This is a genomic window from Methylobacterium sp. BI1 (assembly GCF_056680125.1).
Map to the genome: position 1 here is coordinate 2,956,936 of NZ_CM155267.1, position 24,844 is coordinate 2,981,779.

General features: G+C 73.1%; 23 protein-coding genes. 15 read left to right on the forward strand and 8 right to left on the reverse strand.

What is annotated here, in order from left to right; genetic code table 11:
- The first annotated feature begins 193 nt into the window (after positions 1-193).
- Together AC1MGR_RS13910 and pncA are read left to right on the forward strand one after the other, a co-directional pair.
- Entirely contained in the window at positions 194-1,168 is a 975-nt protein-coding gene (locus AC1MGR_RS13910) for a quinone oxidoreductase family protein (RefSeq protein ID WP_108036256.1), read from the forward strand.
- A gap of 44 nt (positions 1,169-1,212) precedes the next feature.
- Entirely contained in the window at positions 1,213-1,842 is a 630-nt protein-coding gene (gene pncA / locus AC1MGR_RS13915; protein ID WP_108036401.1) for a bifunctional nicotinamidase/pyrazinamidase, read from the forward strand.
- 45 nt (positions 1,843-1,887) lie between these two features.
- Here the strand turns inward: pncA and rimO are convergent, their stop codons facing one another.
- The gene (rimO, locus tag AC1MGR_RS13920; protein WP_480231970.1) at positions 1,888-3,240 is read right to left on the reverse strand and encodes a 30S ribosomal protein S12 methylthiotransferase RimO; all 1,353 of its coding nucleotides are present in this window, start codon (positions 3,238-3,240) and stop codon (positions 1,888-1,890) included.
- 265 nt (positions 3,241-3,505) lie between these two features.
- Between rimO and pabB the strand changes: the two genes are divergently transcribed.
- The 4 genes from pabB to AC1MGR_RS13940 are packed head-to-tail and all read left to right on the forward strand — an operon-like array spanning position 3,506 to position 6,836.
- Positions 3,506-4,966, forward strand: coding sequence for an aminodeoxychorismate synthase component I (gene pabB / locus AC1MGR_RS13925; protein ID WP_480231971.1), 1,461 nt, complete (start codon positions 3,506-3,508; stop codon positions 4,964-4,966).
- Positions 4,963-5,583 carry an aminodeoxychorismate/anthranilate synthase component II gene (locus AC1MGR_RS13930; protein WP_108036250.1) on the forward strand — a complete coding sequence of 207 codons (621 nt, stop codon included), beginning with the start codon at positions 4,963-4,965 and terminating at the stop codon, positions 5,581-5,583. Before pabB ends, AC1MGR_RS13930 begins: the two co-directional genes overlap by 4 nt.
- Entirely contained in the window at positions 5,570-6,403 is an 834-nt protein-coding gene (locus tag AC1MGR_RS13935; RefSeq protein ID WP_480231972.1) for an aminotransferase class IV, read from the forward strand. The genes AC1MGR_RS13930 and AC1MGR_RS13935 overlap by 14 nt, the downstream gene beginning before the upstream one ends.
- Before the next feature lie 31 nt (positions 6,404-6,434).
- Positions 6,435-6,836, forward strand: coding sequence for a DoxX family protein (locus AC1MGR_RS13940; protein WP_480231973.1), 402 nt, complete (start codon positions 6,435-6,437; stop codon positions 6,834-6,836).
- 71 nt (positions 6,837-6,907) lie between these two features.
- Here AC1MGR_RS13940 and mazG read toward each other — a convergent pair whose 3' ends face one another.
- Positions 6,908-7,732: a nucleoside triphosphate pyrophosphohydrolase gene (gene mazG, locus AC1MGR_RS13945; protein ID WP_480231974.1), complete on the reverse strand. Its 825-nt coding sequence runs from the start codon at positions 7,730-7,732 to the stop codon at positions 6,908-6,910.
- A gap of 601 nt (positions 7,733-8,333) precedes the next feature.
- Between mazG and AC1MGR_RS13950 the strand changes: the two genes are divergently transcribed.
- On the forward strand, positions 8,334-9,428 hold the full coding sequence (locus AC1MGR_RS13950; protein WP_480231975.1) for a replication protein RepA: 1,095 nt from the start codon (positions 8,334-8,336) through the stop codon (positions 9,426-9,428).
- A 115-nt stretch (positions 9,429-9,543) separates the two neighbouring features.
- The gene (locus AC1MGR_RS13955) at positions 9,544-10,056 is read left to right on the forward strand and encodes a hypothetical protein (RefSeq protein ID WP_480231976.1); all 513 of its coding nucleotides are present in this window, start codon (positions 9,544-9,546) and stop codon (positions 10,054-10,056) included.
- Between the two features lie 28 nt (positions 10,057-10,084).
- Here AC1MGR_RS13955 and AC1MGR_RS13960 read toward each other — a convergent pair whose 3' ends face one another.
- The 5 genes from AC1MGR_RS13960 to AC1MGR_RS13980 form a co-directional block, all read right to left on the reverse strand.
- Positions 10,085-11,848 (reverse strand): methanol/ethanol family PQQ-dependent dehydrogenase, encoded by a 1,764-nt coding sequence (locus AC1MGR_RS13960; RefSeq protein WP_480231977.1) that lies wholly within the window; start codon positions 11,846-11,848, stop codon positions 10,085-10,087.
- 147 nt (positions 11,849-11,995) lie between these two features.
- Positions 11,996-12,340, reverse strand: coding sequence for a GCG_CRPN prefix-to-repeats domain-containing protein (locus tag AC1MGR_RS13965; RefSeq protein WP_480231978.1), 345 nt, complete (start codon positions 12,338-12,340; stop codon positions 11,996-11,998).
- A gap of 129 nt (positions 12,341-12,469) precedes the next feature.
- Positions 12,470-13,630, reverse strand: a complete 1,161-nt coding sequence (locus AC1MGR_RS13970) for an acyltransferase family protein (RefSeq protein WP_480231979.1) — start codon at positions 13,628-13,630, stop codon at positions 12,470-12,472.
- Positions 13,627-14,946: an O-antigen ligase family protein gene (locus tag AC1MGR_RS13975; RefSeq protein WP_480231980.1), complete on the reverse strand. Its 1,320-nt coding sequence runs from the start codon at positions 14,944-14,946 to the stop codon at positions 13,627-13,629. Before AC1MGR_RS13975 ends, AC1MGR_RS13970 begins: the two co-directional genes overlap by 4 nt.
- A gap of 128 nt (positions 14,947-15,074) precedes the next feature.
- Positions 15,075-15,782, reverse strand: a complete 708-nt coding sequence (locus AC1MGR_RS13980) for a DJ-1/PfpI family protein (protein ID WP_480231981.1) — start codon at positions 15,780-15,782, stop codon at positions 15,075-15,077.
- A 58-nt stretch (positions 15,783-15,840) separates the two neighbouring features.
- Between AC1MGR_RS13980 and AC1MGR_RS13985 the strand changes: the two genes are divergently transcribed.
- The 5 genes from AC1MGR_RS13985 to AC1MGR_RS14005 all read left to right on the forward strand — a co-directional run bounded on the left by AC1MGR_RS13985 (position 15,841) and on the right by AC1MGR_RS14005 (position 20,594).
- Entirely contained in the window at positions 15,841-16,968 is a 1,128-nt protein-coding gene (locus tag AC1MGR_RS13985; protein ID WP_480231982.1) for a GlxA family transcriptional regulator, read from the forward strand.
- A gap of 125 nt (positions 16,969-17,093) precedes the next feature.
- Complete coding sequence (locus AC1MGR_RS13990; RefSeq protein ID WP_480231983.1) at positions 17,094-18,905, forward strand: ArnT family glycosyltransferase; 1,812 nt, start codon at positions 17,094-17,096, stop codon at positions 18,903-18,905.
- A 28-nt stretch (positions 18,906-18,933) separates the two neighbouring features.
- Entirely contained in the window at positions 18,934-19,659 is a 726-nt protein-coding gene (locus AC1MGR_RS13995; protein ID WP_480231984.1) for a glycosyltransferase family 2 protein, read from the forward strand.
- A gap of 3 nt (positions 19,660-19,662) precedes the next feature.
- A complete protein-coding gene (locus AC1MGR_RS14000) occupies positions 19,663-20,004 on the forward strand; it encodes a lipid-A-disaccharide synthase N-terminal domain-containing protein (RefSeq protein ID WP_480231985.1) in 342 nt (113 codons plus the stop codon).
- Complete coding sequence (locus AC1MGR_RS14005; RefSeq protein ID WP_480231986.1) at positions 20,001-20,594, forward strand: pyridoxamine 5'-phosphate oxidase family protein; 594 nt, start codon at positions 20,001-20,003, stop codon at positions 20,592-20,594. The genes AC1MGR_RS14000 and AC1MGR_RS14005 overlap by 4 nt, the downstream gene beginning before the upstream one ends.
- A 637-nt stretch (positions 20,595-21,231) precedes the next feature.
- On the opposite strand, the gene metC is transcribed toward AC1MGR_RS14005, so the two are convergent.
- The gene (gene metC / locus AC1MGR_RS14010; protein ID WP_480231987.1) at positions 21,232-22,419 is read right to left on the reverse strand and encodes a cystathionine beta-lyase; all 1,188 of its coding nucleotides are present in this window, start codon (positions 22,417-22,419) and stop codon (positions 21,232-21,234) included.
- A gap of 232 nt (positions 22,420-22,651) precedes the next feature.
- Here metC and AC1MGR_RS14015 point away from each other — a divergent pair, with 232 nt between their 5' ends.
- A complete protein-coding gene (locus AC1MGR_RS14015; protein WP_480231988.1) occupies positions 22,652-23,683 on the forward strand; it encodes an amino acid ABC transporter substrate-binding protein in 1,032 nt (343 codons plus the stop codon).
- 9 nt (positions 23,684-23,692) lie between these two features.
- Positions 23,693-24,841, forward strand: coding sequence for an amino acid ABC transporter permease (locus AC1MGR_RS14020; RefSeq protein WP_480231989.1), 1,149 nt, complete (start codon positions 23,693-23,695; stop codon positions 24,839-24,841).
- Positions 24,842-24,844: the final 3 nt, after the last annotated feature.

Genomic DNA, 24,844 nt, shown 5'->3' on the forward strand with positions numbered 1-24,844 from the left:
CCGTCGCCCGGAGGGGGCCGGCCCGGTGCGCTGGCGCACACGGGGTGGCGGGGGCGGGATGAGAACCTGTGCCATTGCCGGCGTGCCGAGACCGTCTATGTCGCACGTCATCGCGGCCGATGGCCCCGCACCCGTCCGGCCGAAGCCTCCGACGCGAAATCCACACCGAAGACCCACACTGAGGAACGACACGATGCCGAAGGCGATCCAGGTTCACGCGTATGGCGGCCCCGAGGTGATGCGCTACGAGGACGTGACGCTGCCGGCCCCGGGTCCCGGCCAGATCCACGTCCGCCAGACCGCCATCGGGGTGAACTTCATCGACATCTACTTCCGCTCGGGCGCCTACAAGGCGCCGCAGCTGCCCTTCATCCCCGGCAAGGAGGGCGCCGGCGTGATCGTGGCCCTGGGCGAGGGCGTCACCGATTTCCAGGTCGGCGAGCGGGTCGCCTACGGCTCGGCCGCGAGCACCTACGCGGAGGAGGCGGTGATCGAGGCCAGCGCCGCCGTGCACCTCGCCGACGGCGTCGACGACAAGACCGCCGCGGCCATGATGCTCAAGGGCCTCACCGCCGAGTACCTGCTGCACCGGACCTACGCGGTGAAGCCAGGCGACACCATCCTGTTCCACGCCGCCGCCGGCGGCGTCGGCCTCATCGCCTGCCAGTGGGCCAAGCATCTCGGCGCCACGGTGATCGGCACCGTCGGCTCGGCGGAGAAGGCGGAGCTCGCCCGCGCCAACGGCTGCGACCACGTCATCCTCTACCGCGACGAGGATTTCGTCGCCCGGGTGAAGGAGATCACCGGCGGCAAGGGCGTGCCGGTGGTCTATGACGGCGTCGGCAAGGACACCTTCCCCGCCTCCCTCGACTGCATCAGCCCCCTGGGCCTGTTCGTCAGCTTCGGCTCGGCCTCCGGCCCGGTGGACGATTTCAGCCTGGCGCTGCTGGGCCAGAAGGGCTCGCTCTACGCCACCCGCCCCTCGCTCTTCGCCCATGCGAGCAAGCGGGAGACCCTCGACGCCATGGCCGAGAACCTGTTCTCGGTGGTGGCCAGCGGCGCGGTGACGATCCCGGTCCACAGCACGGCCCGGCTCGCCGACGTGCAGCAGGTCCACCGGGATCTCGCCGCGCGCAAGACCACCGGCGCCACGGTGATGATCCCGTGATCCGGGAATCCCGGGATCCGGCCCTCCCAGGATCGGAGGATCGCGTGATCCCGGGCGGGCGGGACGTCCTCCTCGTCATCGACGTTCAGGTGGACTTCCTGCCCGGCGGAGCCCTCGCCGTGCCGGACGGCGACGCCGTAATCGAGCCGGTGAACCGCCTCCTCGGCCTGTTCCCGCACGCGGTGCTGACGCAGGACTGGCACCCGCCGGGGCACGTCTCCTTCGCGACGAGCCATCCGGGCCGGGCGCCCTTCGACACCGTGCCGCTGGCCTACGGCCCGCAGGTGCTGTGGCCGGAGCATTGCGTGCAGGGCAGCGCCGGGGCGGCCCTCGCCCCCGGCCTCGCGGCGGACCGCGCCGAACTGGTGATCCGCAAGGGCCATCACCGGCACGTCGACAGCTACTCGGCCTTCCTGGAGGCCGACCGGCGCACACCCACCGGGCTGGCCGGCTACCTGCGCGAGCGCGGCTTCACCCGGGTCGTCCTGTGCGGCCTCGCCACGGATTACTGCGTGGCCTGGAGCGCCCGCGACGCGCGGGCGGCCGGCTTCGAGGCCCTGGTGGTCGCGGATGCGGTGCGGGGCATCGACCAGGACGGCGCGGTGGCGCGGGCCTGGACCGAGATGGCGGCGGCGGGTGTCGGGCGGATCCTGAGCGGGGCGATCGGTGGATAGGACCGCGTCCCTCTCCCCACACGGGGGAGAGGGACGCGTCGCGGTCTAGACCGCGCTCCCATAGAGATCGTACGCGTCCGCGCGCTCGACCTTCACGGTGACGATGTCGCCCACCCGCAGGGGCCGGCGCGATGTAACGTGAACGGTGCCGTCGATCTCGGGGGCATCGTATTTCGAGCGGCCCTTGGCGACGGTGCCGTCGGCCGCGTCGATGATCACGGGCAGGCGCTTGCCGATGCGAGCCTTCTGCAGGCGGGCGGAGACGCCCTGCTGGGCCTCCATGAAGCGGCGCTTGCGCTCGGCCTTGACCTCAGGCGGAACGAGGTCACCGAGGCCGTTGGCCACGGCGCCGGCCACCGGCTCGAACTCGAAGCAGCCGACGCGCTCGAGCTTGGCCTCCCGGATCCAGGCGAGGAGCTCCTCGAACTCGGCTTCGGTCTCGCCGGGGAAGCCGACGATGAAGGTCGAGCGGATGACGAGGTCCGGGCAGATCTCGCGCCAGCGCCGGATGCGCTCCAGCTGGCGTTCCTGGTTGCCGGGCCGGCGCATGCGCCGGAGCACCGTGGGGCTCGCGTGCTGGAGCGGCATATCGAGGTAGGGCAGGATCTTGCCCTCCGCCATCAGGGGGATGACCTCGTCCACGTGCGGGTAGGGATAGACGTAGTGCATCCGAACCCAGGCCCCGAGTTCGCCGAGCTCGGCCGCGAGGTCGTAGAACTTCGCCCGGACCTCGCGGTCGCGCCAGGGGCTCGTGGCGTAGCGGATGTCGACGCCGTAGGCGGAGGTGTCCTGCGAGACCACCAGCAGTTCCTTGACGCCGGCCTTCACCAGCTTCTCGGCCTCCCGCAGCACGTCGCCGGCCGGCCGGCTGACGAGATCGCCGCGCAGGGAGGGGATGATGCAGAAGGTGCAGCGGTTGTTGCAGCCCTCGGAAATCTTCAGGTAGGCGTAGTGGCGCGGGGTGAGCTTCACCCCCTGCGGCGGCACCAGGTCGAGGAACGGGTCGTGGGCCGGAGGCACCGCCTCGTGCACCGCCGCGACCACCGATTCGTAGGCCTGGGGACCGGTGACGGCGAGCAGGTTCGGATACTTCTCGCGGATCTCGTCCGGCTGGGCCCCCATGCAGCCCGTCACGATGACGCGGCCGTTCTCCGCCATGGCCTCGCCGATGGCCGAGAGCGACTCGGCCTTGGCCGAATCGAGGAAGCCGCAGGTGTTGACGATCACGACGTCCGCGCCGTCATGCCGCCGGGCGAGCTCGTAGCCCTCGGCGCGCAGGTGCGTGAGGATGCGCTCGGAATCCACCAGCGCCTTGGGGCAGCCGAGGGAGACGAAGGAGATCTTCGGAGCGCTTTTCGGCGCCTCGGCGGGGGTCGATGACAGGGGGGATGCGGTCATGGATGCTCGTCGGGCCGGCACGGCTGCTAAAACCGGACCGGCCGTGGAATCGGGGGAGGGCGGGACAAAGAGGTTGACAGCCCTATAACGGGATTCGCTCCGTCACGCGAGCCGCGCCGGGCCGAGTCATGCGCGGATCGCGCTTTTGCCACGCCGTCGCGCATGCCACCTCGGCGTGATACCGCAGGACGCGGCGGATGTGGCGGCCCCGATGCTTCGGCGCAGCGGGATCTTCGGTCCGCCGCCCGGAAACCTTCGAGTCGTCATGTGGATTGCTGACATCCCGTTCGTCGAGCCCGTCGCCGCGGCCGAGGCCCTGGCGGCCCTGCCGGGGCTCGCCTTCCTCGACAGCGCCATGCACCACGACACCCTGGGGCGGACCTCGACCCTGGCGGCGGACCCGTTCGCGCGCTTCCGGTTCCGCGATGGCCAGGCCACCCTGGACGGGCGCCCCGTCCCGGGCGCCGGCCTCGAGGCGCTGCGCACCTGCCTCGCCCCCTACCGTACGGCCCGCGACCCGGACCTGCCGGCCTTCGCGGGCGGTGCCATCGGCTACTTCGCCTACGACCTCGGCGCGACGCTGGAGCGGGTGGCGCCCCCGGCCCGGCGGGCGGGCCTCTGCGACGACATCGCCTTCAACCTCTACGACACGGTGCTGAGCCTCGACCACGGCAGCGGACGCGCCCGCCTGATCGCCACGGGGTTTCCCGAGACCGACCCGGCGGCGCGCGAGGCCCGGGCCCGGGCCCGGCTGGCGCAGTTCGCCGCGCTCCTGGCGCAAGCCCGGCCGAGCCCCGAGCCGGCGGCACAGGGACCGCTCGCCTGGCGCTCGAACTTCACCCGCGCCGGCTACGAGGCGGCGGTGGAGCAGGTGCGGGACTACATCCGCGCCGGCGACATCTACCAGGCCAACATCGCCCAGCGCTTCGAGGCCGACCTGCCGGAGGGCTTCGACCCGTTCGGCCTCTACCGGCGCCTGCGCGCCACCAACCCGGCGACCTTCGGCGCCTATCTCGACTTCGACACCCTGCGCGTCGCCTCCAGCAGCCCCGAGCGCTTCCTCAAGCTCGGCGGACGGGCGATCGAGACCCGGCCGATCAAGGGCACGGTGCGCCGCGTCGCCGATCCCGAGGCCGACGCGCGCCTGGGCGAAGCCCTCCAGGCCAACGCCAAGGAGCGGGCCGAGAACATCATGATCGTCGACCTCCTGCGCAACGACCTCTCGCGCATTTGCGAGCCCCACAGCGTGCGGGTGCCGGTGCTGTGCGGCCTCGAATCCTATGCCTCGGTCCACCATCTCGTCTCGGTGGTCACCGGAACCCTGAAAGCGGACATGGACGCCCTCGACCTGATCGCCGCCACCTTCCCGGGCGGCTCGATCACCGGCGCGCCGAAGCTGCGCGCCATGGACATCATCACGGAGATCGAGAGCGACGCGCGCGAACTCTATTGTGGCGCCATCGGCGCCCTCGACTTCAGCGGCGACCTCGATACGTCCATCGCCATCCGCACCGTGTTCATGGACCGGAGCCGGGCCGTGCTCCAGGCCGGCGGCGGCATCACCCTGCTGTCCGAGCCGGGCCCGGAATACGAGGAGACCCTGACCAAGGCCGCCCGGGTGTTCCAGGCCTTCGAGCCGAACTCCTGCAAGCCGGACCTCTTGGAGCCGGGTCCCTGCGAACCCGCGGATCCGGCATCCGGGGACGGGGCGGGGAGGGCGCCATGATCCTTGTCATCGACAATTACGACAGCTTCGTCTTCAACGTGGTGCGCTACTTCGAGGAGCTGGGCGAGGCCGTGCGGGTGGTGCGCAACGACGCGATCGACGTCGCCGGCATCCGCGCCCTCGACCCCGCGGCGATCGTGATCTCACCCGGCCCCTGCACCCCGGCGGAGGCCGGCATCTCGCTGCCCGCCATCCGGGAACTCTCCGGCGCGGTGCCGCTGCTCGGCGTCTGCCTCGGCCACCAGGCCATCGGCGCGGCCTTCGGCGGCCGGGTCGCGCGGGCGGGGCGCCCCCTGCACGGGCAGGCGACCCCGATCCACCACGACGGGGCCGGGCTGTTCGCCGGCCTGCCCGACCCGATGCAGGTCGGGCGCTACCACTCGCTCATCGTGGCGCCGGAGCCCGGCATGGCCGACCGGCTCAGCGTCGACGCGGTCTCCACGGAGGGGGAGGTGATGGCCCTGTCGCACCGGAGCCACCCGACCTGGGGCGTGCAGTTCCACCCGGAATCGGTCCTCACCGAGAACGGCCACGCCCTCTTCGCCAACTTTTTGCGATTGGCCCGCGACTGGCGCGCCGACCATCCTCTGCCGGCCCAGACCGATGCTGTGGTTTGACGGCGGCCTCACCGAGGGGCCGGTGCCCTTCGACCTCGCCGACCGGGGCCTGACCCTCGGGGACGGGGTGTTCGACACCGCCCTGGCCCGGCACGGCCGCATCGTGTTCGAGGCCGCGCATATCGGCCGCCTCGCCGCCGCCACCGCGGCCCTGGGCTTTCCCGTGGCGCCCGCGCGCATCGCGGACGCCATGGGGGGGCTCGCCGAGGCGGCGGGCCGGGCCCATCCCCTGGCGGCGATCCGCACCACCGTGACCCGGGGCTCCGGCCCGCGCGGGCTCAGCCCCCCGGCCGAGCCGCGGCCGGTGCTGTGGGCGAGCGCCGCCCCGGTCTCGCCGGCCCTCGCCTTTTCGCCCCTCACCCTCCACCCCACGGAGATCCGCCGCAACGAGACCTCGCCGGCCGCGGGCCTGAAGACCCTCGGCTACCTCGATGCGGTGCTGGCCGCCGGGGCCGCCCGGGCCGCGGGCTTCGACGAGGCCCTGTTCCGGAACACGCGGGGGCACGTCGCCTGCGCCGGTACCGCCAACCTGTTCGCGGTGATCGACGGCGGCCTCGTCACCCCGCCCCTCGCGGACGGCGTGCTGCCCGGCATCCTGCGCGCCGAGATTCGCGCAGGCTGTGCGCCGCGCCTCGGCCTGCCCGTCGCCGAACGCAGCCTCGGCCTCGACGAGCTCCTGCGCGCCGAGGCGGTGTTCGTGACCAATTCCCTGCGGGGCCTCGCCCCCGTGACGGCGATCGGTTCGACCGTCTTCGCGAGCGCCGGCCACCAAGCGGTGGCGGCCCTGGTGGCCGATCTGCGCGAGGTCTTCACGTCATGAGGACCTTCGCGCCCTGGGGAGGCCCGAAGCCATGACGGCGTCCCGCGTCTGGTGGCGCCTGCCCCTGATGGCGGCCTACGGCTTCATCGGGATCGTGCACCTCGCCGCCCCCGACGCCTTCCTGCCGATCATGCCGGACTGGGTGCCGGAGCCCCGCCTCACCGTGATCGTCACCGGCCTGTGCGAGCTCGCCGGGGTGCTCGGCCTCGCCTGGGGGCCGACCCGGCGCTGGGCCGGGATCGGGCTGGCCCTCTACGCGGTCTGCGTCTTCCCGGCCAACCTCAAGCACGCGCTGGAGGGCATCGTCGTACCGGGCCTGCCGAACAGCTGGTGGTACCACGGCCCCCGGCTGGCGTTTCAGCCGGTCTTCGTCTGGTGGGCCCTCTATGCCGGCGGGGTCATCGACTGGCCGTTCCGCCGGCGCCCGGCCTGAGCCCCAGGGCTCGCCCTCCGGCGGAGCCCAGCCTGAGCCCCAGCGCCCGCCTTCCGGCGGAGCCCACGGCGTCAGCCCTTCTCCGCGACCTTGACCGCCGCCCAGGCCGCCTCCATCGCGTCGAGATCGCTGTCGGCCAGGTCGCGCCCCTCCGCGGCGAGGGTCGCCGCCATGGCAGTGAAGCGGCGCTCGAACTTCATATTCCCTTCTCGTAAGGAATATTCCGGATCGATCCCGAGGTGGCGGGCGAGGTTGGCTACCGAGAACAGGAGGTCGCCGAGCTCCTCCGCCACCGCCGCCGGGGTGCCGTGGGCCATGGCGTCGGCGACCTCGTCGATCTCCTCGCGCACCTTCAGCACCACCTGCGCCGGGTCGGTCCAGTCGAAGCCGTAGGTGGCGGCCCGGGCCGAGAGCTTCTCCGCCCGGGTCAGGGCGGGCAGGGGCAGGGGAATGCCCGCCAGCGGTCCCGGTGCCCCGGCCGGCTTCAGACGGCGCTCCTCGGCCTTGATCGCCGCCCATTGGGCGGCCACGGCCTCCGGGTCGCGTCGGGGCGAACCCGCGGGCAGGAGGGAGCCGTCCGGCGCGAAGACGTGCGGATGGCGCCGGATCATCTTGGCCATCACGGCCCGAACGACGTCCGGGAAGGCGAAGAGCCCGGCCTCCTCCGCGATGCGGGCGTGGAAGACCACCTGGAGCAGGAGGTCGCCGAGCTCGTCGCGCAAGTCCTCGGTGTCGCCCCGCGCGATGGCGTCGGCCACCTCGTAGGCCTCCTCCACCGTGTAGGGCGCGATGCTGGCGAAATCCTGGGCCACGTCCCAGGCGCAGCCGGTCTCCGGGTCGCGCAGCTGCGCCATCAGCGCCAGCAGATCCTCGATCCTCACCCCATTCCTCCGCATCCAGCCTCGCTCCGCCTCCCTTAGCGGATTGTGGGCCAGCCCGTGAGGCTGGGGACGAAGGCGGGAGAGACGGTGGCTTCCTCTGGAAAATTCCCATGAAAAAGCCTGGCCCGGGGTGTGTTCGTTCTTCCGAACGGCTCCCGGACCCTTAGGAAAGGTATCAGTAAGAGATTCTCAGAGAGTCATTTCTGAGAGTTATATGGGAGCGTCGAAAGCCGTTTTCCTCCAGTGGCTTGCGAGGTGTTCGCGTATTCAACTCTGCGCGGGTGCGTATCGAACTCTGCGTGGATCCGTATCGAGATCTGCGTGCGTAAACCCCGCCGGCGCATGGGATTCTGCGTGCCGGCGTATCGGGTTCGGCGTGAATCGGGGATCGGGGCGGTGAACTCTGGGGATTGTGCCGAATCCGGCCCCGTATCGAACTCTGCGTCGGGCTGCGCCGACCGGATCCGCCACGCCGGCCTGCAGGCGTTTGTCCCGTCGCGGCCGGTGGATAGCCGGGATGACGTCCACCTTCCGCCCGGGTCGCCGAGACTCCTGGGCGGGGAATCGGGCATGGTCGCCGCGTGACGTGGTTCGGGGTCGATCGGGGCAGGGTCTGTTGGGGATCGAGGACACATTGGCGGGCATCCGCGACGCGGACCTCCTCGCCGAGGTCGAGGCGGCCCGCGGCAGCTTCCTGTTCGCCACCATCGCGGAGACCATCCTGCATCGGCAGCGGGCCCGGGACGCGGAGGCCGCCGCTCGCGGCGCCGTGGCCGGCCGGCGCCAGGCCATGGGGCGCGACCAGCGCCGCCGCGACGCCATCCGCGAGGTGATCGAGACCGAGCCCACGGGCCCGGAGAACCTGCAGCACATCCACTCGGTGCTGGCCCTCTGCGGCCTGCCCTATCGCGATCCCGGCGACGCCCGGGAATTCTTCCGCGAATACGGCCGGAATTCCCTCAGCCTCCTGGCTGGGCGCCTCAAGAACCCCGCCACCGGCGAGATGGAGTTCCAGGGCCTGCCCTACGGCCCGAAGGCCCGCCTCGTCCTGCTGCACCTCTGCACCGAGGCCGTGCGCCAGCGCAGCCCCACCGTGGCGGTGGCCGACAGCCTGTCGGGCTTCATGAAGGAGATGGGCTTCGCCGTCACGGGCGGCGAGCGCGGCACCATCCGCCAGTTCAAGGAGCAGCTGGCGCGCCTAGCCGCCTGCACCCTGCAGATCGGCCTCTGGGATGGGGCGGGCAGCGCCAGCACCCTCAACGTGCCGCCCTTCCGCCAGCTCGACCTCTGGCTGCCGCAGGGCGCCGACGGGGTGGTCTGGCAGAAGAGCGTCCAGTTCCACCAGGATTTCTACGACAACCTGATCCAGCACGCCCTGCCGGTGGACATCCGCGCCGCCAGGGCCTTTTCGGGCTCGGCGCGCAAGCTCGACCTGCTGTTCTGGGTCGGCTACCGCCTGCGTGCCCTGCAGCGCCCCCTGCGGCTGACCTGGGACAACCTGCACAAGCAGTTCGGCGCCGACAATGCCAGCCTCCGCAGCTTCCGGCAGGCCTTCAAGGCGGATCTCGCCCACCTGCAGGAGGTGTTCCCGAAGCTGCCAATCCGCCTCGACGACACCGGCATGCTGCTGCAGCCGGCCGACCCGAGCACCCTGCTGATCCCGCCGCGGGGCGCCCGGCTGCCACGCAAGGTCCCGCAAGCGGTGGCGTGAGGGTATATTCCCTATATCAGTGAGGGAATATGTCTTGCGCCACGGGGCTCGATAAGGAATATGCGACGAACCGATCCGTCTCCATCGGTTTCGAAGAATATTCCATGAGGCGTCCATGTTCCTGTCCCAGGCCGAGGCCGAGGCGGCCCTGCGCGACCTGCGCCACCGCCGCGACGCGCTCGACCGCGCCATCGCCGAGCACCAGCTCTATCTCGAACTCGGCCGCCGCCTCGGCGGGCCGGCCCGCGCCGCCGAACCGCCGCCGGGGCAGCCGGTGGTCCCGGAATCGGCGTCCGGCACCGGGCGCGAAACGCAGGGGCACACGGATGGGCCAGGGCCCGAGCCGTCGCCGGACCCCGCGCGGGCGGGCGAGGACCTCGTGGCCGCCCGCCGGCACGGGCGCGCCCTGGTGGCGGCCGCCATCAACCTGCTGCACGAGGCCGGTCGGCCCCTCCATGCCGGCGAGATCCTGGAGGGCCTGACGGCGCTGGGCTTCGCGGTGCCGGGGCACGACCCCGTGGCCGCCCTCAACACCCGCCTGTGGAAGCGCGCGGGGCCGGGCGGTCCCCTGAAGCGCCTCGGCGAGGCGGTCTACGCGCCGGCCGAGGAGGACGAGGACCTCGGCTGAAAAGCCGGTCCGCGCGTACACCGAACGATCACTCGGGCAGGGCGAAGACCGTGAGCTGGCCGCCGAGCGCCGTGTAGCGGGACAGGGCGGCGTAGCCGCCCACCGCGCCGGCACCGTCGTTCGGGTCGGTGAGCCCGGCCGCGAGGCCGATCCCGGCCCAGCCGCCGACGCCCGAGAGCACGGCCACGTATTGCCGGCCCCGGTGCCGGTAGGTGGTGACGTTGCCGACGATGCCCGAGGGGGTCTTGAAGCGGTAGAGTTCGCGGCCCGAATGGGCGTCGACGGCCTTCAGGTAGCCCTCCAGGGTGCCGTAGAACACCACGTCCCCGGCGGTGGCGAGCACTCCGGACCAGACCGAGAACGGCTCGGGGATCGACCAGCGGACCGTGCCCGCGACCCCGTCCCAGGCGGTCAGGGTGCCGGTGCGGGGATCGTCGGGGGCCGGGTGCAGGCTCACGGTGGCGCCCACATAGGGCAGGCCGGGGGTGTAGCTGACCTGGAAGGGCTCGTAATCCATGCAGATGTGGTTGGTCGGCACGTAGAACAGCCGGGTGCGCGGGGAATAGGCCGCCGGCTGCTGGTTCTTGGCCCCGATGGCGCCGGGGCAGATGCCCGTGGTGGTCTCGTCCTCGCCGGTGGCTTCCGGGGAATAGCGCGGGTCGCGGACCGGGCGGCCATAGTCCGGCGAGGCCCGGTCGAGGTCCACGCGGGTCGCCCAGTTCACGGAGCGGTCGAACGTCTGCGCCACCAGGAGCTCGCCGGTGGCGCGGTCGAGGGTGTAGCCGAAGCCGTTGCGGTCGAAATGGGTCAGGAGCGGACGCTCCTTGCCGTCGACCGTCTGGTTCGTGAGGATCATCTCGTTGACGCCGTCGTAGTCCCACTCGTCGTGGGGCGTCATCTGGTAGAGCCAGCGGGCGATGCCGGTGTCGGGGTCGCGGGCCACGATCGAGGCCGCCCAGCGGTTGTCGCCGGGGCGCTGGCGCGGATTCCAGGTCGAGGGATTGCCGGTGCCGTAATAGACGAGGTCGAGGGCCGGATCGTAGGCGAACCAGCCCCAGGCGCAGGCGCCGCCGGTCTTCCACTGGTCGCTCTCCCAGCTCTTCAGCGAGGAATCCGGGCCGACCGGCCTGCCGAGCGCCGTCGTGCGCGCGGGGTCGACCCGCATCTGTTCGTCGGTGCCCGTCGCGGTGGCGCGCCAGAGCCGAGCGCCGGTGCGCGCGTCGTAGGCGGTGACGTGGCACTGGACCCCGAACTCGCCCCCCGAGAGACCCACCAGGACCTTGCCCTTCACCGGCAGCACGGCGGCGGTGTTGGTCTCGCCCCGGGCCGGGTCGCCGTTGCGGACCGACCAGTTCACCCGGCCGCTCTTCGCGTCGAGGGAGACCAGGGTGGTGTCGGCCTGCTGCAGGAAGAGGGCGCCGTCGGCATAGGCGAGGCCGCGATGGACCGTGTCGCAGCACAGGAGCGGCATCACCGCCGGATCCTGCTTCGGTTCGTAGCGCCAGAGGATGCGCCCGTCCTGGTCGAGATCGAGGGCCGTGACGGTGTTGGGGAAGGGGTTGTGGACGTACATCACCCCGTCCACCACCAGGGGGGCGCCCTCGTGGCCGCGCAGGACCCCGGTGGAGAAGGTCCAGGCCACTTGGAGCCGGCCGACATTGGCGGCGGTGATCTGGTCGAGATCCGAGTAGCGGGTGTTGGCCGCGTCGATCGTGGGCAGCACCGTCTGGGCCATAGCGGCCCCCGGGAGGGCGATCGCCGACAGGCCGAGCAGGAGGAGGAGGGCGCGCATGGGGGTTCCCCGGATGCGGGGTTTCGGGACAGGCCGAGGGTCCTAGTCCCGGCACGGCGCGGGCGCGCGGTCGCGAAATGACGCGGGCGGCGCGCCGCCGCCCGGTCTCGCGTCGGGCCTGGAGCCCGACCCTGGCGGTTCCCGATCCTAGAAGTAGGGCCCGAAGGGCGGACGCGGGCGGTCATAGCCGTAGCGCGGTCCGTAGAAGGGACGGGGGCCGTAGAACGGCCGCGGCCGATAAGAGCCGTAGGGGCGGTACATCGGCCGGCAATAGCCGAACCGGTTCGGGATGAAGCCGGGACCGCAGCCATAGGCGACGGTCTCGACGGGGGCGCCCGCCAGCGTCCCGGCGAGAGCCGCGGCGCGGGGCGTCGCCTCGGCGGCGGCGGCGAGGCCGACGGCACCCGCGACGCCGAGCGACGCGGCCAGCGTCGTACGGGCAAGCCTCGTGCGAAACAGCGATGTCGTGCGAAACAGCGATTTCACGGACATGACGCCATGACCTTCTGCTGGTGTGACCTTCGTTGTTCTTGACCGTCCGGCCTCCGGGAGGCCGGAAGACGGTGATCAGGACGGTGATCCTGCCGGGTGATGGCTGAACGCTCCCTGACAGGGTGCGGATCAGCCCGCGGCGACGGGTCCGGCGGCCCGCGGGCGCGCGGCCCAGCGTAGGATGTGCCGGCGCGCCGGCTCCTCGAGGCCCCGGTGCAGGAGGACGCTGAGGGCCAGGGCCAGGGCGGCGGCGAGCCCCGCCCCGAGCCAGGGCGCGGCGGCGAGGCGGCCCCCGAGGGCGATCCGGTCGAGGCTGTTCACCAGGGCATAGGCCGGCACGTGGATGAGGTAGAGGGCGAAGGAGATCCGGCCGAGGAAGACGAAGCCCGGCCTCACCAGGGGACCGCTGCGGAGCTGGGCGCCGGCCAGGATCAGGGGGGCCCAGGCCAGGGCCGTGAGGCCGTTGTGGAGCAGCACCGCGGGCAGGTGGGGGGCCCCCGCCACCAGCGCGAGGCCCGCCAGGGCCGCCAGGGCGAGGAGGGCGGGCGTGGGCAGGCGCCAGCGGGTCCAGGCCCCGTAGAGGAGAAGCCCGGCCACGAATTCCGGCAGGCGCAGCAGGGGGTTGTACTTGATGGCCTGGGCCAGCAGCACCGGGCCGGCGCCTCCCGCATCCGGATCGATCAGCGAGACGCCGGGGGCGTGGCGCGCGAAGGCGAGGGCGGCCCCGCCGGTCAGGGCGATCCAGGCGGCGAGGGTCAGCCGCGCCGTGCGGCCGGGCGCCTCGCGCGCCAGGGGCAGCAGGAGGGGAAACAGGGCGTAGAAGACGACCTCCACCGAGATCGACCAGCTCGGGCAGTCGAGGGCGCAGGCGGCCCCCGGCACCCAGGCGTGCAGGCCCAGGGGCGCCAGCACCGCGCTCGCGGCCATCAGCCCCTGCAGGGGCGGGGCGGACTTCGCCACCCAGGCGACGAACCAGGGCAGGGCGAGGACGAGGCAGACCAGGTAGACCGGGTAGACCCGCGCCACCCGGGCCCAGGCGAAGCGCGCGCGGGCGGCGCGGTCGGTGAGGTCCACGTCCCGGTAGGTGTAGGCCAGGATGAAGCCGGAGAGCAGGAAGAAGAAGGTCACCCCGGAATAGCCGAGGCGCACCGCCCCGGGGATCGCCCCGTCGGGGAAGAAGAAGGTCGCGTAGTGGAACGCCACCACGTAGGCGGCGGCCAGGAAGCGCAGGGACGTGAGCGCCGGCAGCGGGGCCATCGGCGGATGGGCGGGCGGGGCGGGGGCGCTCATCGCTGGGCCCCCGTGACGACCCGCCCGGAAGCGCCGAAGCGCAGGCCGAAGACCGAGAGGGCGACGAGGAAGAACAGCGCGTTGGTGGCCTGGTAGAACACCGACTCGAAGACCCCCACCATCAGGCCGAGCAGCCAGATCCGCAGGAAGAGCAGCCGCAGGGGATCGAGGGCGGGGCCGGCCCCGGACCGGCTCTGGGCCTGGAGGTCGGAGAGGGGGGCCAGCACCATCCACCACATCGTGAGGGCGAGGCCCGGCAGGCCGCTCTCCAGGGCGGTGTTGAGGTAGCCGTCATGGGCGTCGGTGGCGCGGTTGACCCAGGTCGTGGCATCGCCGCCGCCGCCGTAGAACACGCTCTCCCAGAAGGCGCCGTAGCCGAAGCCGGTGAGCGGCTTCTTGGCGATGTTGTCGAGGGCGAAGTGCCAGATCTCGGTGCGGCCGGTATAGGTCGGGTCGGAGGTCAGGCTCGCCACCAGGGCGCCGAGGCCGGGCGACAGGACCGAGCCCACGGTGAGCAGGAGCAGCAGCGCCAGAGGTCCGAGGAGGACCAGGCGGCGCCAGGCGCCCGAGGCCGAGAGGGTGCAGGCCCAGGTCAGCCCGAGCACCGCCGGGGTCATGACCAGGGAGGTCTTGGCGTTGGTGAAGACGAGGAACACCCCCGCCAGCCCCACGACCGCGTAGCCCAGGAGGCGCTGGCCCAGCCCGGCCCAGAACAGTCCGACGATGATGAACAGGCTCATGGCCGCGCCGGCGCCGTTCTTGTGGGCGAAGACGCCGCGCCAGCTGCCCGCGTGCTCGGGCTCGATCAGGTCGAGGGCGGTGTGCATCGCGCGCTCGGGGATCAGCACGAGGCCGAGGTAGCAGGTCGCCAGCACCAGGAGGACGGTGCCGCCGAGGACGTGGGCGAACTGGCGCGCGTCCCGGGCGAGCACCAGCACGCTCACCACCCCGCCGAACATGATGACGAGGGAGACGAGGCGCCGCGCGGAGACGGCGGGCTCGATCGAGAGGGCGGTGGAGACGCCGATCCAGGCCAGCATCGCCAGGATCGGCAGGGTGGCCAGGGGCCGCAGGGCCTCGCGTCCGCGCCAGGCGAGCACCGCCGCCGCGAGGGCCGCCATGACCAGGAACAGCACCTGGTTGACGACGTTGCCGCCGGCCCGCGAGGCGGCGTTCTCCGCCGCCGTCCCGTCGAGGAAGGGATCGGCCCCGATCAGCATGAAGAGCAGGATCGCGCCCATCACCCCGATGCGCAGGGCATCGGGGAGGTCCACCCGCCGCGTCGCGCCCGCGCCGGTGGCGATGCCCGTCGTCATGGTCCACTCCCGCGCTCGAGGGCCGGCAAGGTCGCGCAGTTCCGAGGTCGCGCAGTCTAGAGTCGCCGCCGCTGCCCGCTAGGCGCGCAGAATACGTTTAAGAACGCGCAAAGGGCCGGCGCCCCGCCTCAGGGCCCGGCCGGTGCCCAGGGGACGATGCCGGTCGCCCCGGTGATCGCGCCCACGATGCGCTCCCGCTCGGCCCGGCCCGCGGCGAGGCGCCCCCGCACCGTCGCCAGCACGGCGGGCCCGGCGCCGGCGGGCGTGCCGGCGCCGAAGGGCGGGGCGGGCGCGTATTCGAGGCCGAGCTGGATCGCCTCCGCCGCCGGCGGTCCGGCGAGCTCGGCCGCCAGGGTCAGGGCGAAGTCGATCCCGGCGGTGACGCCGCCCCCCGTGAGGAGGTTGCCGTCGCGCACCACCCGCTCGGAGACCGGGATCGCCCCGAAGGCCGCCAGGAGGTCGAGGCTGGCCCAGTGGGTGGTGGCGCGCCGGCCCCGCAGGAGCCCGGCCGCCCCGAGCACCAGGGCGCCGGTGCAGACCGAGGTGACGTAGCGGGCGTGCTCCGCCTGTTGGCGCAGGAAGGCGAGGACCGCCGCATCCCGCATCAGCGGGTTCACCCCGAGGCCGCCGGGAACGCAGAGCACGTCGAGCTGCGGGCAGTCCGCCATGGCCAGCGTCGGGACGAGCACGAGGCCGGTGGAACTCGTCACCGGCGCCCGGTCGGCGGCCACGAGGTGGACCCGCGCCTCCGGGATCCCGACGAAGACCTCGTAGGGCGCGGTCAGGTCGAGCTGCTGGACGTCGGGGAAGGTGAGAAGGCCGATCTCGAGGGGCATCGGGGCTGTCTCCGGCTGTCTGGACAGGACGACCCTAGCCCGGCAGGCTCTGGCCGAGATGACGAAGAGCCCTCGTTTCCTGCCAGACGTCCGCGCCGGCGGGCCGCGTCGCCACGAACCCCGTTGGCACGAACCCCGTCGCATCGAGATCCTCGCCTTCCCGGGGGTGCAGCTCCTCGACGTGTCGGGCCCGCTGCAGGTCTTCGCGACGGCCAACGACCTCTTCGCCAGCGCCAACGACCTCGCGAGCGACGGCCCGGCGCCCTATGCCCTGCGGGTGGTGGCGGCGGGCGGCGGCACGGTGGGCAGCTCCGCCGGGCTCGGCCTCGCGACGGAGCCGCTGCCGCCCGCGGAGGCCCCCGTCGACACCCTCGTGGTGGCCGGCGGGCGCGGCGTCGACGGGGCGATCGCGGAGGGGCTGCCCGCCTGGGTCGCCGCCCGGGCCCCCCGCGCCCGGCGGGTGGCCTCGGTCTGCACCGGCGCCTTCCTGCTCGGGGCGGCCGGCCTCCTCGACGGGCGCCGGGCCGTGACCCACTGGACCCGCTGCGACGCGCTCGCGCAGCGCCATCCCGAGGCCCGGGTCGAGCCGGACCCGATCTTCATCCGGGACGGCGCGGTCTGGACCTCCGCCGGGGTGACGGCGGGCATCGACCTGGCGCTGGCCCTGGTGGAGGCCGATCTCGGCCGGGCCACGGCGCTGGCGGTCGCCCGCCACCTCGTCGTCTTCCTCAAGCGTCCGGGCGGCCAGGCCCAGTTCAGCACCGTCCTGTCGCAGCAGGCCCTGTCGCCGGCGGCGGGAGGCGCCCGCTTCGAGGTCCTCCAGGCCTGGATCGCCGACCACCTCGCCGAGGACCTCACCGTGCCGCGCCTGGCCGAGGCGGCCGGCATGAGCCCGCGCGGCTTCGCCCGCCACTACCGGGCGGCCACGGGGCTGACCCCCGCCCGCGCCCTGGAGCGCCAGCGGGTCGAGGCGGCCCGGCGGCTCCTGGCCGAGACCGCGCTGCCGGTGAAGCGCATCGCGGCGCGTTGCGGCTTCGGCTCCGAGGAGACCCTGCGGCGCAGCTTCCTCCGCCACGTGGCGGTGGCGCCCGCGGCCTACCGCCAGCGCTTCCGCGCGGCCGGGGCCGGGGCGAAGCCGGGGGCGCCGGGCGCGGCGAGCGGCGATCCGGCGGAACCCGGGATTTGACATTCCCGGCCGCATCATCGACACCGCCGGCCGTCGCGGCATCGGCCGGAATCATCGACTGGATTCCTGAGGCCGGGTGCCGGTCCGGAGCCGCGTATGTCCCCCCTGACGGCCCATCCGCCCGCATGACCGACCGCCTCACCGTGCCCCGCCCGGCCCGCGGGGACGCCTTCGCGTTCCCGGACACCCTCCTGTCCGCCGCGGCGCGGAGCCATGCCCGGGCCTGCGCCCTCCTGGTGGCCCTCTGCCTCGTCTGCTTCCTGCCCGGGATCGTCTCGCTCCAGCCGATGGACCGCGACGAGCCGCGCTTCGCCCAGGCCTCCAAGCAGATGCTGGAGACCGGCGACCTCGTCGACATCCGCTTCCAGGCGGAGGCCCGGCACAAGAAGCCGGTGGGCATCTACTGGGCCCAGGCCGCCGTGGTCGGCGCCGCCGAGGCGCTCGGGGTGCCGAACGCCCGCACCACCATCGGCCTCTACCGCATCCCGTCCCTGCTGGGCGCCATCGGGGCGGTGCTCCTGACCTACTGGTCGGCCCTGGTCTTCCTGCCCCGGCGGGGGGCCGTCCTCGCCGCCGCCCTGTTCGGGGCCTGCGTCGTGCTCTCGGCCGAGGCGCGCCTGGCCAAGACCGACGCGCTGCTCTGCGCCTGCGCGGTGGCGACCTTCGGCGGCCTCGCCCGGGCCTGGCTCCGGCGCGACCGCGCCGGAGGGCGCGCGATCGAGGGGCACGGCGTCCAGGCCCCCCTCGACACCGCCACGGTGCTGGCCTTCTGGCTCGGCCTCGCCCTCGGCATCCTGATCAAGGGCCCGATGGTGCCGCTGTTCTGCGGCCTGCCCGCCCTGATCCTCTCGGTCCGGTGGCGCTCCGCCCGCTGGCTCGGCGCCCTGCGGCCCGGCCTCGGCCTGCCGCTCACCCTGCTGATCGTGGCGCCCTGGTTCGCGGCCATCACCTGGAAGAGCGGCGGCGCCTTCTACGGCGAGGCGGTGGGCCACGACATGCTGAGCAAGGTCCAGGGCGGCTCGGAGAAGCACTTCGCCCCGCCCGGCGCCTACCTGATCGCGTTCTTCGGCACCTTCTGGCCCGGCGCGGCCTTCGCGGCGCTGAGCGCGCCCTTCGCCTGGGGCTACCGGCGCGAGCCCGCCATCGCCTTCCTCCTCGCCTGGATCGTGCCGACCTGGATCCTGTTCGAGATCGTGCCGACCAAGCTGCCCCACTACGTGCTGCCACTGATGCCGGCCATCGCCATCCTCACCGTGCGGGCCCTGGCCGCCGGCGCCCTGCACCCCGAGCGCCGGGGCGCGCGCCTCACCGCCGGGCTCGTGGTGCTGATCCCCGTCGGCCTCACCCTCGGCCTCTCGGCCTTCGCCTTCGCCTACGACCGGACCCTGCCCTGGGCCGGGCTGCCCCTGCTGCTCGGCGCCAGCGCCGTGGCCGCCCTGTCCTGGCACGCCTTCGCCCGCGGCCTGCCGGAGCGCGCCCTCGGCCTCGGCATCCTGGCGGCGATGCTGCTCTCGCCCGCCGTGTTCGGCCTGACCCAGCCGGTGATGGCCGCCCTCAAGGTCTCGCCCCGCCTCGCGGCGATCCGCGATGCCTTGCCCTGTCCGCATCCCCGCGTCGCCAGCCTGGGCTACCGCGAGCCGAGCTTCGTCTTCCTGATCGGCACCGACCTCGCCATGCTCGGCACCGGCACCGAGGCCGTCGACTTCCTGAAGGGCCCGGATTCCCCCAAGAGCGACGGTTCGCGCGAGATCTCGGGATCTCCCGCGGGCGAGGCCTGCCGCCTCGTCTACGTGGAAGGCCGGTTCGCGGCGGAGTTCGCCGCCGCCGCCGGGGCGGCCGGGCTGGTGCCGAACCGGGTCGGGACCGTCTCGGGCTTCAACATCAACGGCGGACGCCGGGTCGACCTCTCGGCCTACGCCACGATACCGGCGCGGTGACGCCCTGACCCTCTCGGATCGAACACCCATGCGCCTCTCCGTGATCATCCCGGTGAAGGACGAGGCCGGCAACATCGCGAGCCTCGTCGCCGAACTCGAGACCGCCTGCGCCGCCCTGGCGCCCTTCGAGGTGATCTACGTCGATGACGGCTCCACCGACGGCACCGCCGAGGCCTTGGCGGCGGCGCAGGTCGGGCGGCCCTGGCTGCGGGTGCTGGCCCACGACCGCACCGCCGGCAAGGCGGCCGGCATCCGCAGCGGCATCGCGGTGGCGCGGGCGCCGGTCTGCGCCCTGATGGACGGCGACGGCCAGAACGACCCGGCCTTCCTGGAGCCCCTGCTCCAGGCCATCGAGGCGGGCGGCGCGCGGGTCGGCCTCGCCCAGGGCCAGCGCGTCGGGCGCAAGGACGGGCGGCTGAAGAGCCTCCAGTCGCGCATCGCCAACGGGGTCCGGGTGCGCATCCTGAAGGACGCCACCCGGGACACCGGCTGCGGCTACAAGCTCGTGCGCCGCGACGTCTACACCACGCTCCCGTTCTTCGACGGGCAGCACCGCTTCATGCCGGCGCTGGTCGCCCGCGAGGGCTTCGGCGTGGTCCACCGCGACGTGGTCGACCGGCCGCGCTTCACCGGCACCTCGAAATACGGCCTGTTCGACCGACTCTGGGTCGGGCTCCTCGACCTCGCCGGGGTGTGGTGGCTGATCCGGCGCAAGCGGGTCACCCCGCGGGTCACGGACGTGACGGGAGCCTGAGCCATGCTGATCCAGCTCGCCGAGGACGTGCGCGGCTACGTCTACGACGTCTTCGTCACCCGCTTCGATGCCTGGCTGGTCTTCGGCATCCTGGCCCAGGCGGTGTTCGGCGCCCGCTTCGTGGTGCAGTGGCTCGCCTCCGAGCGGGCGGGCAAGAGCGTGATGCCGCTGGCCTTCTGGTTCCTCTCCATCGCGGGCGGCCTGATGACCCTGGTCTACGGCCTCGTGCGGCGCGAGCCGGTGATCATCTTCGGGCAGGCCCTCTCGACCTTCATCTACCTGCGCAACGTCGTCCTGATCCTGCGCGAGCGCCGCGCCGCGCGCCTCGGCGCGCCGGCGCGATGACGCCGCTGCCGCCCTTCCACGACGACCTCGACGCGGCCCGGGCCGAGGTCTGGCGCCTGCTGGAAGCGGGGCCCGCTCTGCGCCGCAACGCCTTCCACATGCCGGCCCTCGCCACCGTCGACGCGCGGGGGCAGCCCCAGGTGCGCACGGTGGTGCTGCGCGCCGCCGACCCGGTGGCCGGCGCCCTGCGCTTCCACTGCGACCGCCGCTCCGACAAGGCCGCCGAACTCGCGGCCTCGGGGATCGCGGCCCTGCACGGCTACGATTCCGCGTCGAAGATCCAGATCCGGGCCTCGGGCCCCGCGACGCTCCACACCGACGACGCCCTGGCGGAGGCCGCCTGGGCCGGGTCGATGGCGATGAGCCGGGTCTGCTACGGCGCCGACCCCGCCCCCGGGGCGCGCCTGCCCGCCGGCGATGCCTACACCCTGCCGGACCCCGACACGGCCCTGACCCTCGGCCGGCCGAACTTCTGCGCCGTGGTGGTCACCCTCGCCCGCCTCGAATTCCTCTACCTCGACCGGCGCGGCCACCGCCGGGCCGCCTGGGACCGGGCCGACGGCTGGCGCGGGGTCTGGCTGGCGCCCTGAGATCCCGCCGCTCTCAGGTTGACCATGCGGGCCCGGGCCCGCTTCCGGGCAGGCCATGCGACCGCGGCCCCGCCGCCGGTGCCGGCGCGGGGGATGACCCAAGAGGACCGGGCGCAACGGGCGCCCGGCGAAACGGGAGACGCGGGACGCCGCGAGACCACGTTTGGGAACAGGTATGCCGGTCCCCCGGCGTCCCTCGGCCCGGCCCCTGGCGGGACCGATCCTTTTCGTCACGACGTCTTCTCGGCACCGGCGACCCGGCTGGTGGCAGCCCTCCTCCGGACTCCGGCGCCCGTGCGGGCGGCGCGGTCCGGCGGCCGTCTGATCAGGGCACGCGGCCCCGAGCCCGCCTCGTAGTGGGCGGACCGTCCGATCTCTCGGTGCGCCTCAGGGGACCGGGTGCAGCCGTGCGGCCTTGCAGCCGTGCGGCCTTCCCGTCCGAGACGCCTTGCGTCGCCGATGCGGCCCGGGGCGATGGCGAAACCGGGCCATCGACGCGGGGCGCCGTCTCCTCCCCCCGAGCCCCCCGACCCGGTCCGCCGGGGGGCCTCCCGCGTGGGAGGCGAGTGCCCGGACTGAACCACGGAATAGGAATATTGTCAAGGTCTTTCGATGGCGATGCCGGGCCGGCGGTCGCTCACAGGGCCGCGCGCAACCGCGCGAACCCCGCGTCGAGATCCGCCTGCAGGTCCGAAACATCCTCCAGGCCGATGTGGAAGCGCAGGCCCGGTCCGCCGGGATTCCACCGGGTGGCGGTGCGGTAGGCCTTGCAGTCGAACGGGATGACGAGGCTCTCGAAGCCGCCCCAGGAGAAGCCCATCCCGAACAGCTCGAGCCCGTCGAGCATGGCCGCCACGGCCCGCTCCGGGGCGGGCTTCAGGATGACGCCGAACAGGCCCGAGGCGCCGGAGAAGTCGCGGGTCCAGATGGCGTGGCCGGGATCGTCGGGCAGCGCCGGATGGAGCACGCGGGCCACCTCCGGCCGGGCCTGGAGCCACTGCGCCATGGCGAGCCCCTGGGCCCCGTGCTCGCGCAGGCGCAGGGCCATGGTGCGCAGGCCCCGCAGGGCCAGGAACACGTCCTCCGGGCCGGGGCACATGGCGAAGTGCTCGAAGGTCCGGTGCAGGGCGGGCCAGTATCGGGCGTTGGCCGAGGTCAGGCCGAGGAGCAGGTCCGAGCCGCCGGAGAGGTACTTGGTCCCGGCCTCGACCGCGATGTCGACGCCCCGCGCATGGGGCGGGAACAGCAGCGGCGTCGCCCAGGTGTTGTCCATGATCACGGCCGCGTCCCGCGCGTGCACGATGTCGGCGATGGCCGGCACGTCCTGCATCTCGAAGCTCTGCGAGCCCGGCGCCTCCACCAGCACGGCCTTCGTGGTGTCGCGCATCAGGGCGCCGATGCCGGCGCCGATCAGGGGATCGTAGTACTCGACCGCGACCCCGAAGCGCTTCAGCACGCCGTCGCAGAAGATGCGGGTGGGCCGGTAGGCGGAATCGCTGACCAGCAGGTGGTCGCCGGCCGAGACCACCGCCATCAGCGCCACCGTCAGGGCGGCGAGGCCCGACGGCGTCAGCACGGTGCCGGCGGCCCCCGCCAGTTCGCTCCAGGCGCTGGTGAGGGAATCCGTGGTCGGCGTGCCGGAGGTGCCGTAATCGTAGCGCCCGCGCCGGTGCTGGAGGTCGTCGTAGGTCGGGAACAGCACGGTCGAGCCGCGATAGATCGGCGTGTTGACGAAGCCGTGCTGGGCGGAGGGATCGCGCCCCGCATGGACCAGGCGGGTGCTCGCCCCGAAGCGGGCGGGATCGCGGGGAGGGGTGTTCGACATCGGCACCGGTGGGCAAGGGGCAAGGCAAGGGGATGAGCCTGCCGCGACCGAAGCCCGGCGCGCGCGTTGGCGTCAAGCCGGGGGCGGCACGGTCGGAGGCGGAACCACGCGCGCCGTCGAACCCAACCCGTCATTCCGGGCTCGCCTGCGGCGCCCCGGAATGACGGGGTTGGGGCGGATGGCCGGGGTTGTCCCGGCTTGACCCCGGCGCGCGATGCCCTGCAATGCGCGCATGCGATCCCTGTCGATCCCGCTCCTCGCCGCCCTGCTCGCCGCGTCTCCGGCGCTGACCCGGACTGCGGCGCTCGCGCAGGGCGACACCCTCGCCCAGGTCAAGGCGCGCGGGCACCTCGTCTGCGGGGTCAGCGGCGGGGTGGCGGGCTTCAGCATGCCGGACGGGCAGGGGCGCTGGCACGGGCTCGACGTGGATTTCTGCCGGGCGCTGGCCGCGGCCATCTTCGACGATCCCGACCGGGTGCGCTTCATCCCGCAATCCTCGGCCGCGCGCTTCACCGCCCTGCAATCGGGCGAGATCGACGTGCTCGCCCGCAACACCACCTGGACCCTGTCGCGGGACACCGCCGCGATGAACTTTCCGGTGATCACCTTCTTCGACGGGCAGGGCTTCCTGGTCCGCAAGTCCCTGGCCATCACGGCCGTCAGGCAGCTCGACCGGGCCACGATCTGCCTGCAGCAGGGCACCACCACGGAGCTGAACACCGCCGACTGGTTCCGCACCCGGGGCCTGACCTACCAGGTGGTCACCTTCGCCAACAGCGAGCAGACCCTGGGCGCCTACGAATCCGGCCGCTGCGACGCCTATTCCACGGACAAGTCCTCCCTCTACGGCGAGCGCCTGAAGACCGCGCACCCGGAGGCGCACGTCATCCTGGAGGAGGCGATCTCGAAGGAGCCCTTCGCGCCGGGCGTGCGCCAGGGCGACGATGCCTGGCGCGACCTCGTCGCCTGGACCCACTACGCCATGATCGACGCGGAGGAGGCGGGGATCAGCCAGGCCAACGTGGACCGGCTCCGGGGCGAGACCCTGAGCCCGGACGTCAAGCGCATCCTCGGCCTCGAGGGCAAGTACGGCCAGGGCCTCGGGCTGACCGGCGACTGGGCCTACCGGATCGTCCACCACGTGGGCAATTACGGCGACGTCTTCGCCCGCAACCTCGGCGACGGCACGCCCCTGAAGATCCCGCGCGGGCTGAACGCCCTCTGGACGAACGGAGGCCTGCAATACGGGCCGCCGATCCGGTGAGGGCCGCGCGTGCCTAGATCCGTCCGCGCCCTCGCGCTGCAGGCCCTCGTCGCGCTCGCCCTCGCCGGGCTGGCCTACCTCGCCGTCACCAACGCCTCCGAAAAACTCGCGCGCCAGGGCATCACCGCGGGCTTCGGCTTCCTCGGCCGTGCCGCCGGATTCGACATCGGCCAGCGCCTGATCCCCTACGCGGCCGCGACCTCGACCTATCTCGACGCCTTCTGGGTCGGGCTCCTCAACACGCTGCTGGTCTCGGGCCTCGCCATCGGGCTGTCCACGGTGATCGGCTTCGCCGTCGGCATCGCCCGGCTGTCGCCGAACTGGCTCGTCCGGACCCTGGCGGCCACTTATGTCGAGACCCTGCGCAACCTGCCGCTGCTGCTCCAGCTCCTGGTCTGGTACGTGGCCGTGCGGGTGGCGCTGCCGGAGGCCCGTGACCCGGCGGCCTGGGGCGGGGCCTATCTCAGCCAGCGCGGGCTGGTCCTGCCGCGCCCCGCGTTTTTCGGATTCGCCTGGCTCGTGCCCCTGGCCTTCGCGGCGGGGATCGGCGCGGCGATCGCCTGGGGCCGCCGCGTGGCCCGGCGCGTCGAGGCCGGGGCCGAACCCGGCCCGGTCGCGGGGCCGGCCCTCGCCCTCGTGCTCGGCCTGCCGGCCCTGGCCTGGATCGGGCTCGCCCGCGCGGGGCACCCCGTCGGGATCGCCTGGCCGGCGCCCGGCCCCTTCGGCCCCGAGGGCGGGCTCGCGATCCTGCCGGAATTCGCCGCCCTGCTCCTCGGGCTCTCCACCTACACGGCGGCCTTCATCGCCGAGATCGTGCGCGCCGGCCTCAACAGCGTGGACCGGGGGCAGGGGGAGGCGGCGGCGGCCCTGGGCCTGAGCCGGGCCAGGACCTTGGCGCTCGTCACCATCCCGCAGGCCATGCGGGTGATCGTGCCGCCGCTGACGAGCCAGTACCTCAACGTGACGAAGAACTCGTCCCTGGCGGTGCTGATCGGCTATCCCGACCTCGTCCACGTCTTCATGGGCACGGTGCTCAACCAGACCAACCAGGCCGTGGAGGTCGTGGCGATCACCATGGCGGTCTACCTGACCCTGAGCCTCGGCCTCGCGGCTCTGATGAACGCCCACAACCGCCGCGCGGCGCCCGCATCCCGATGAGCC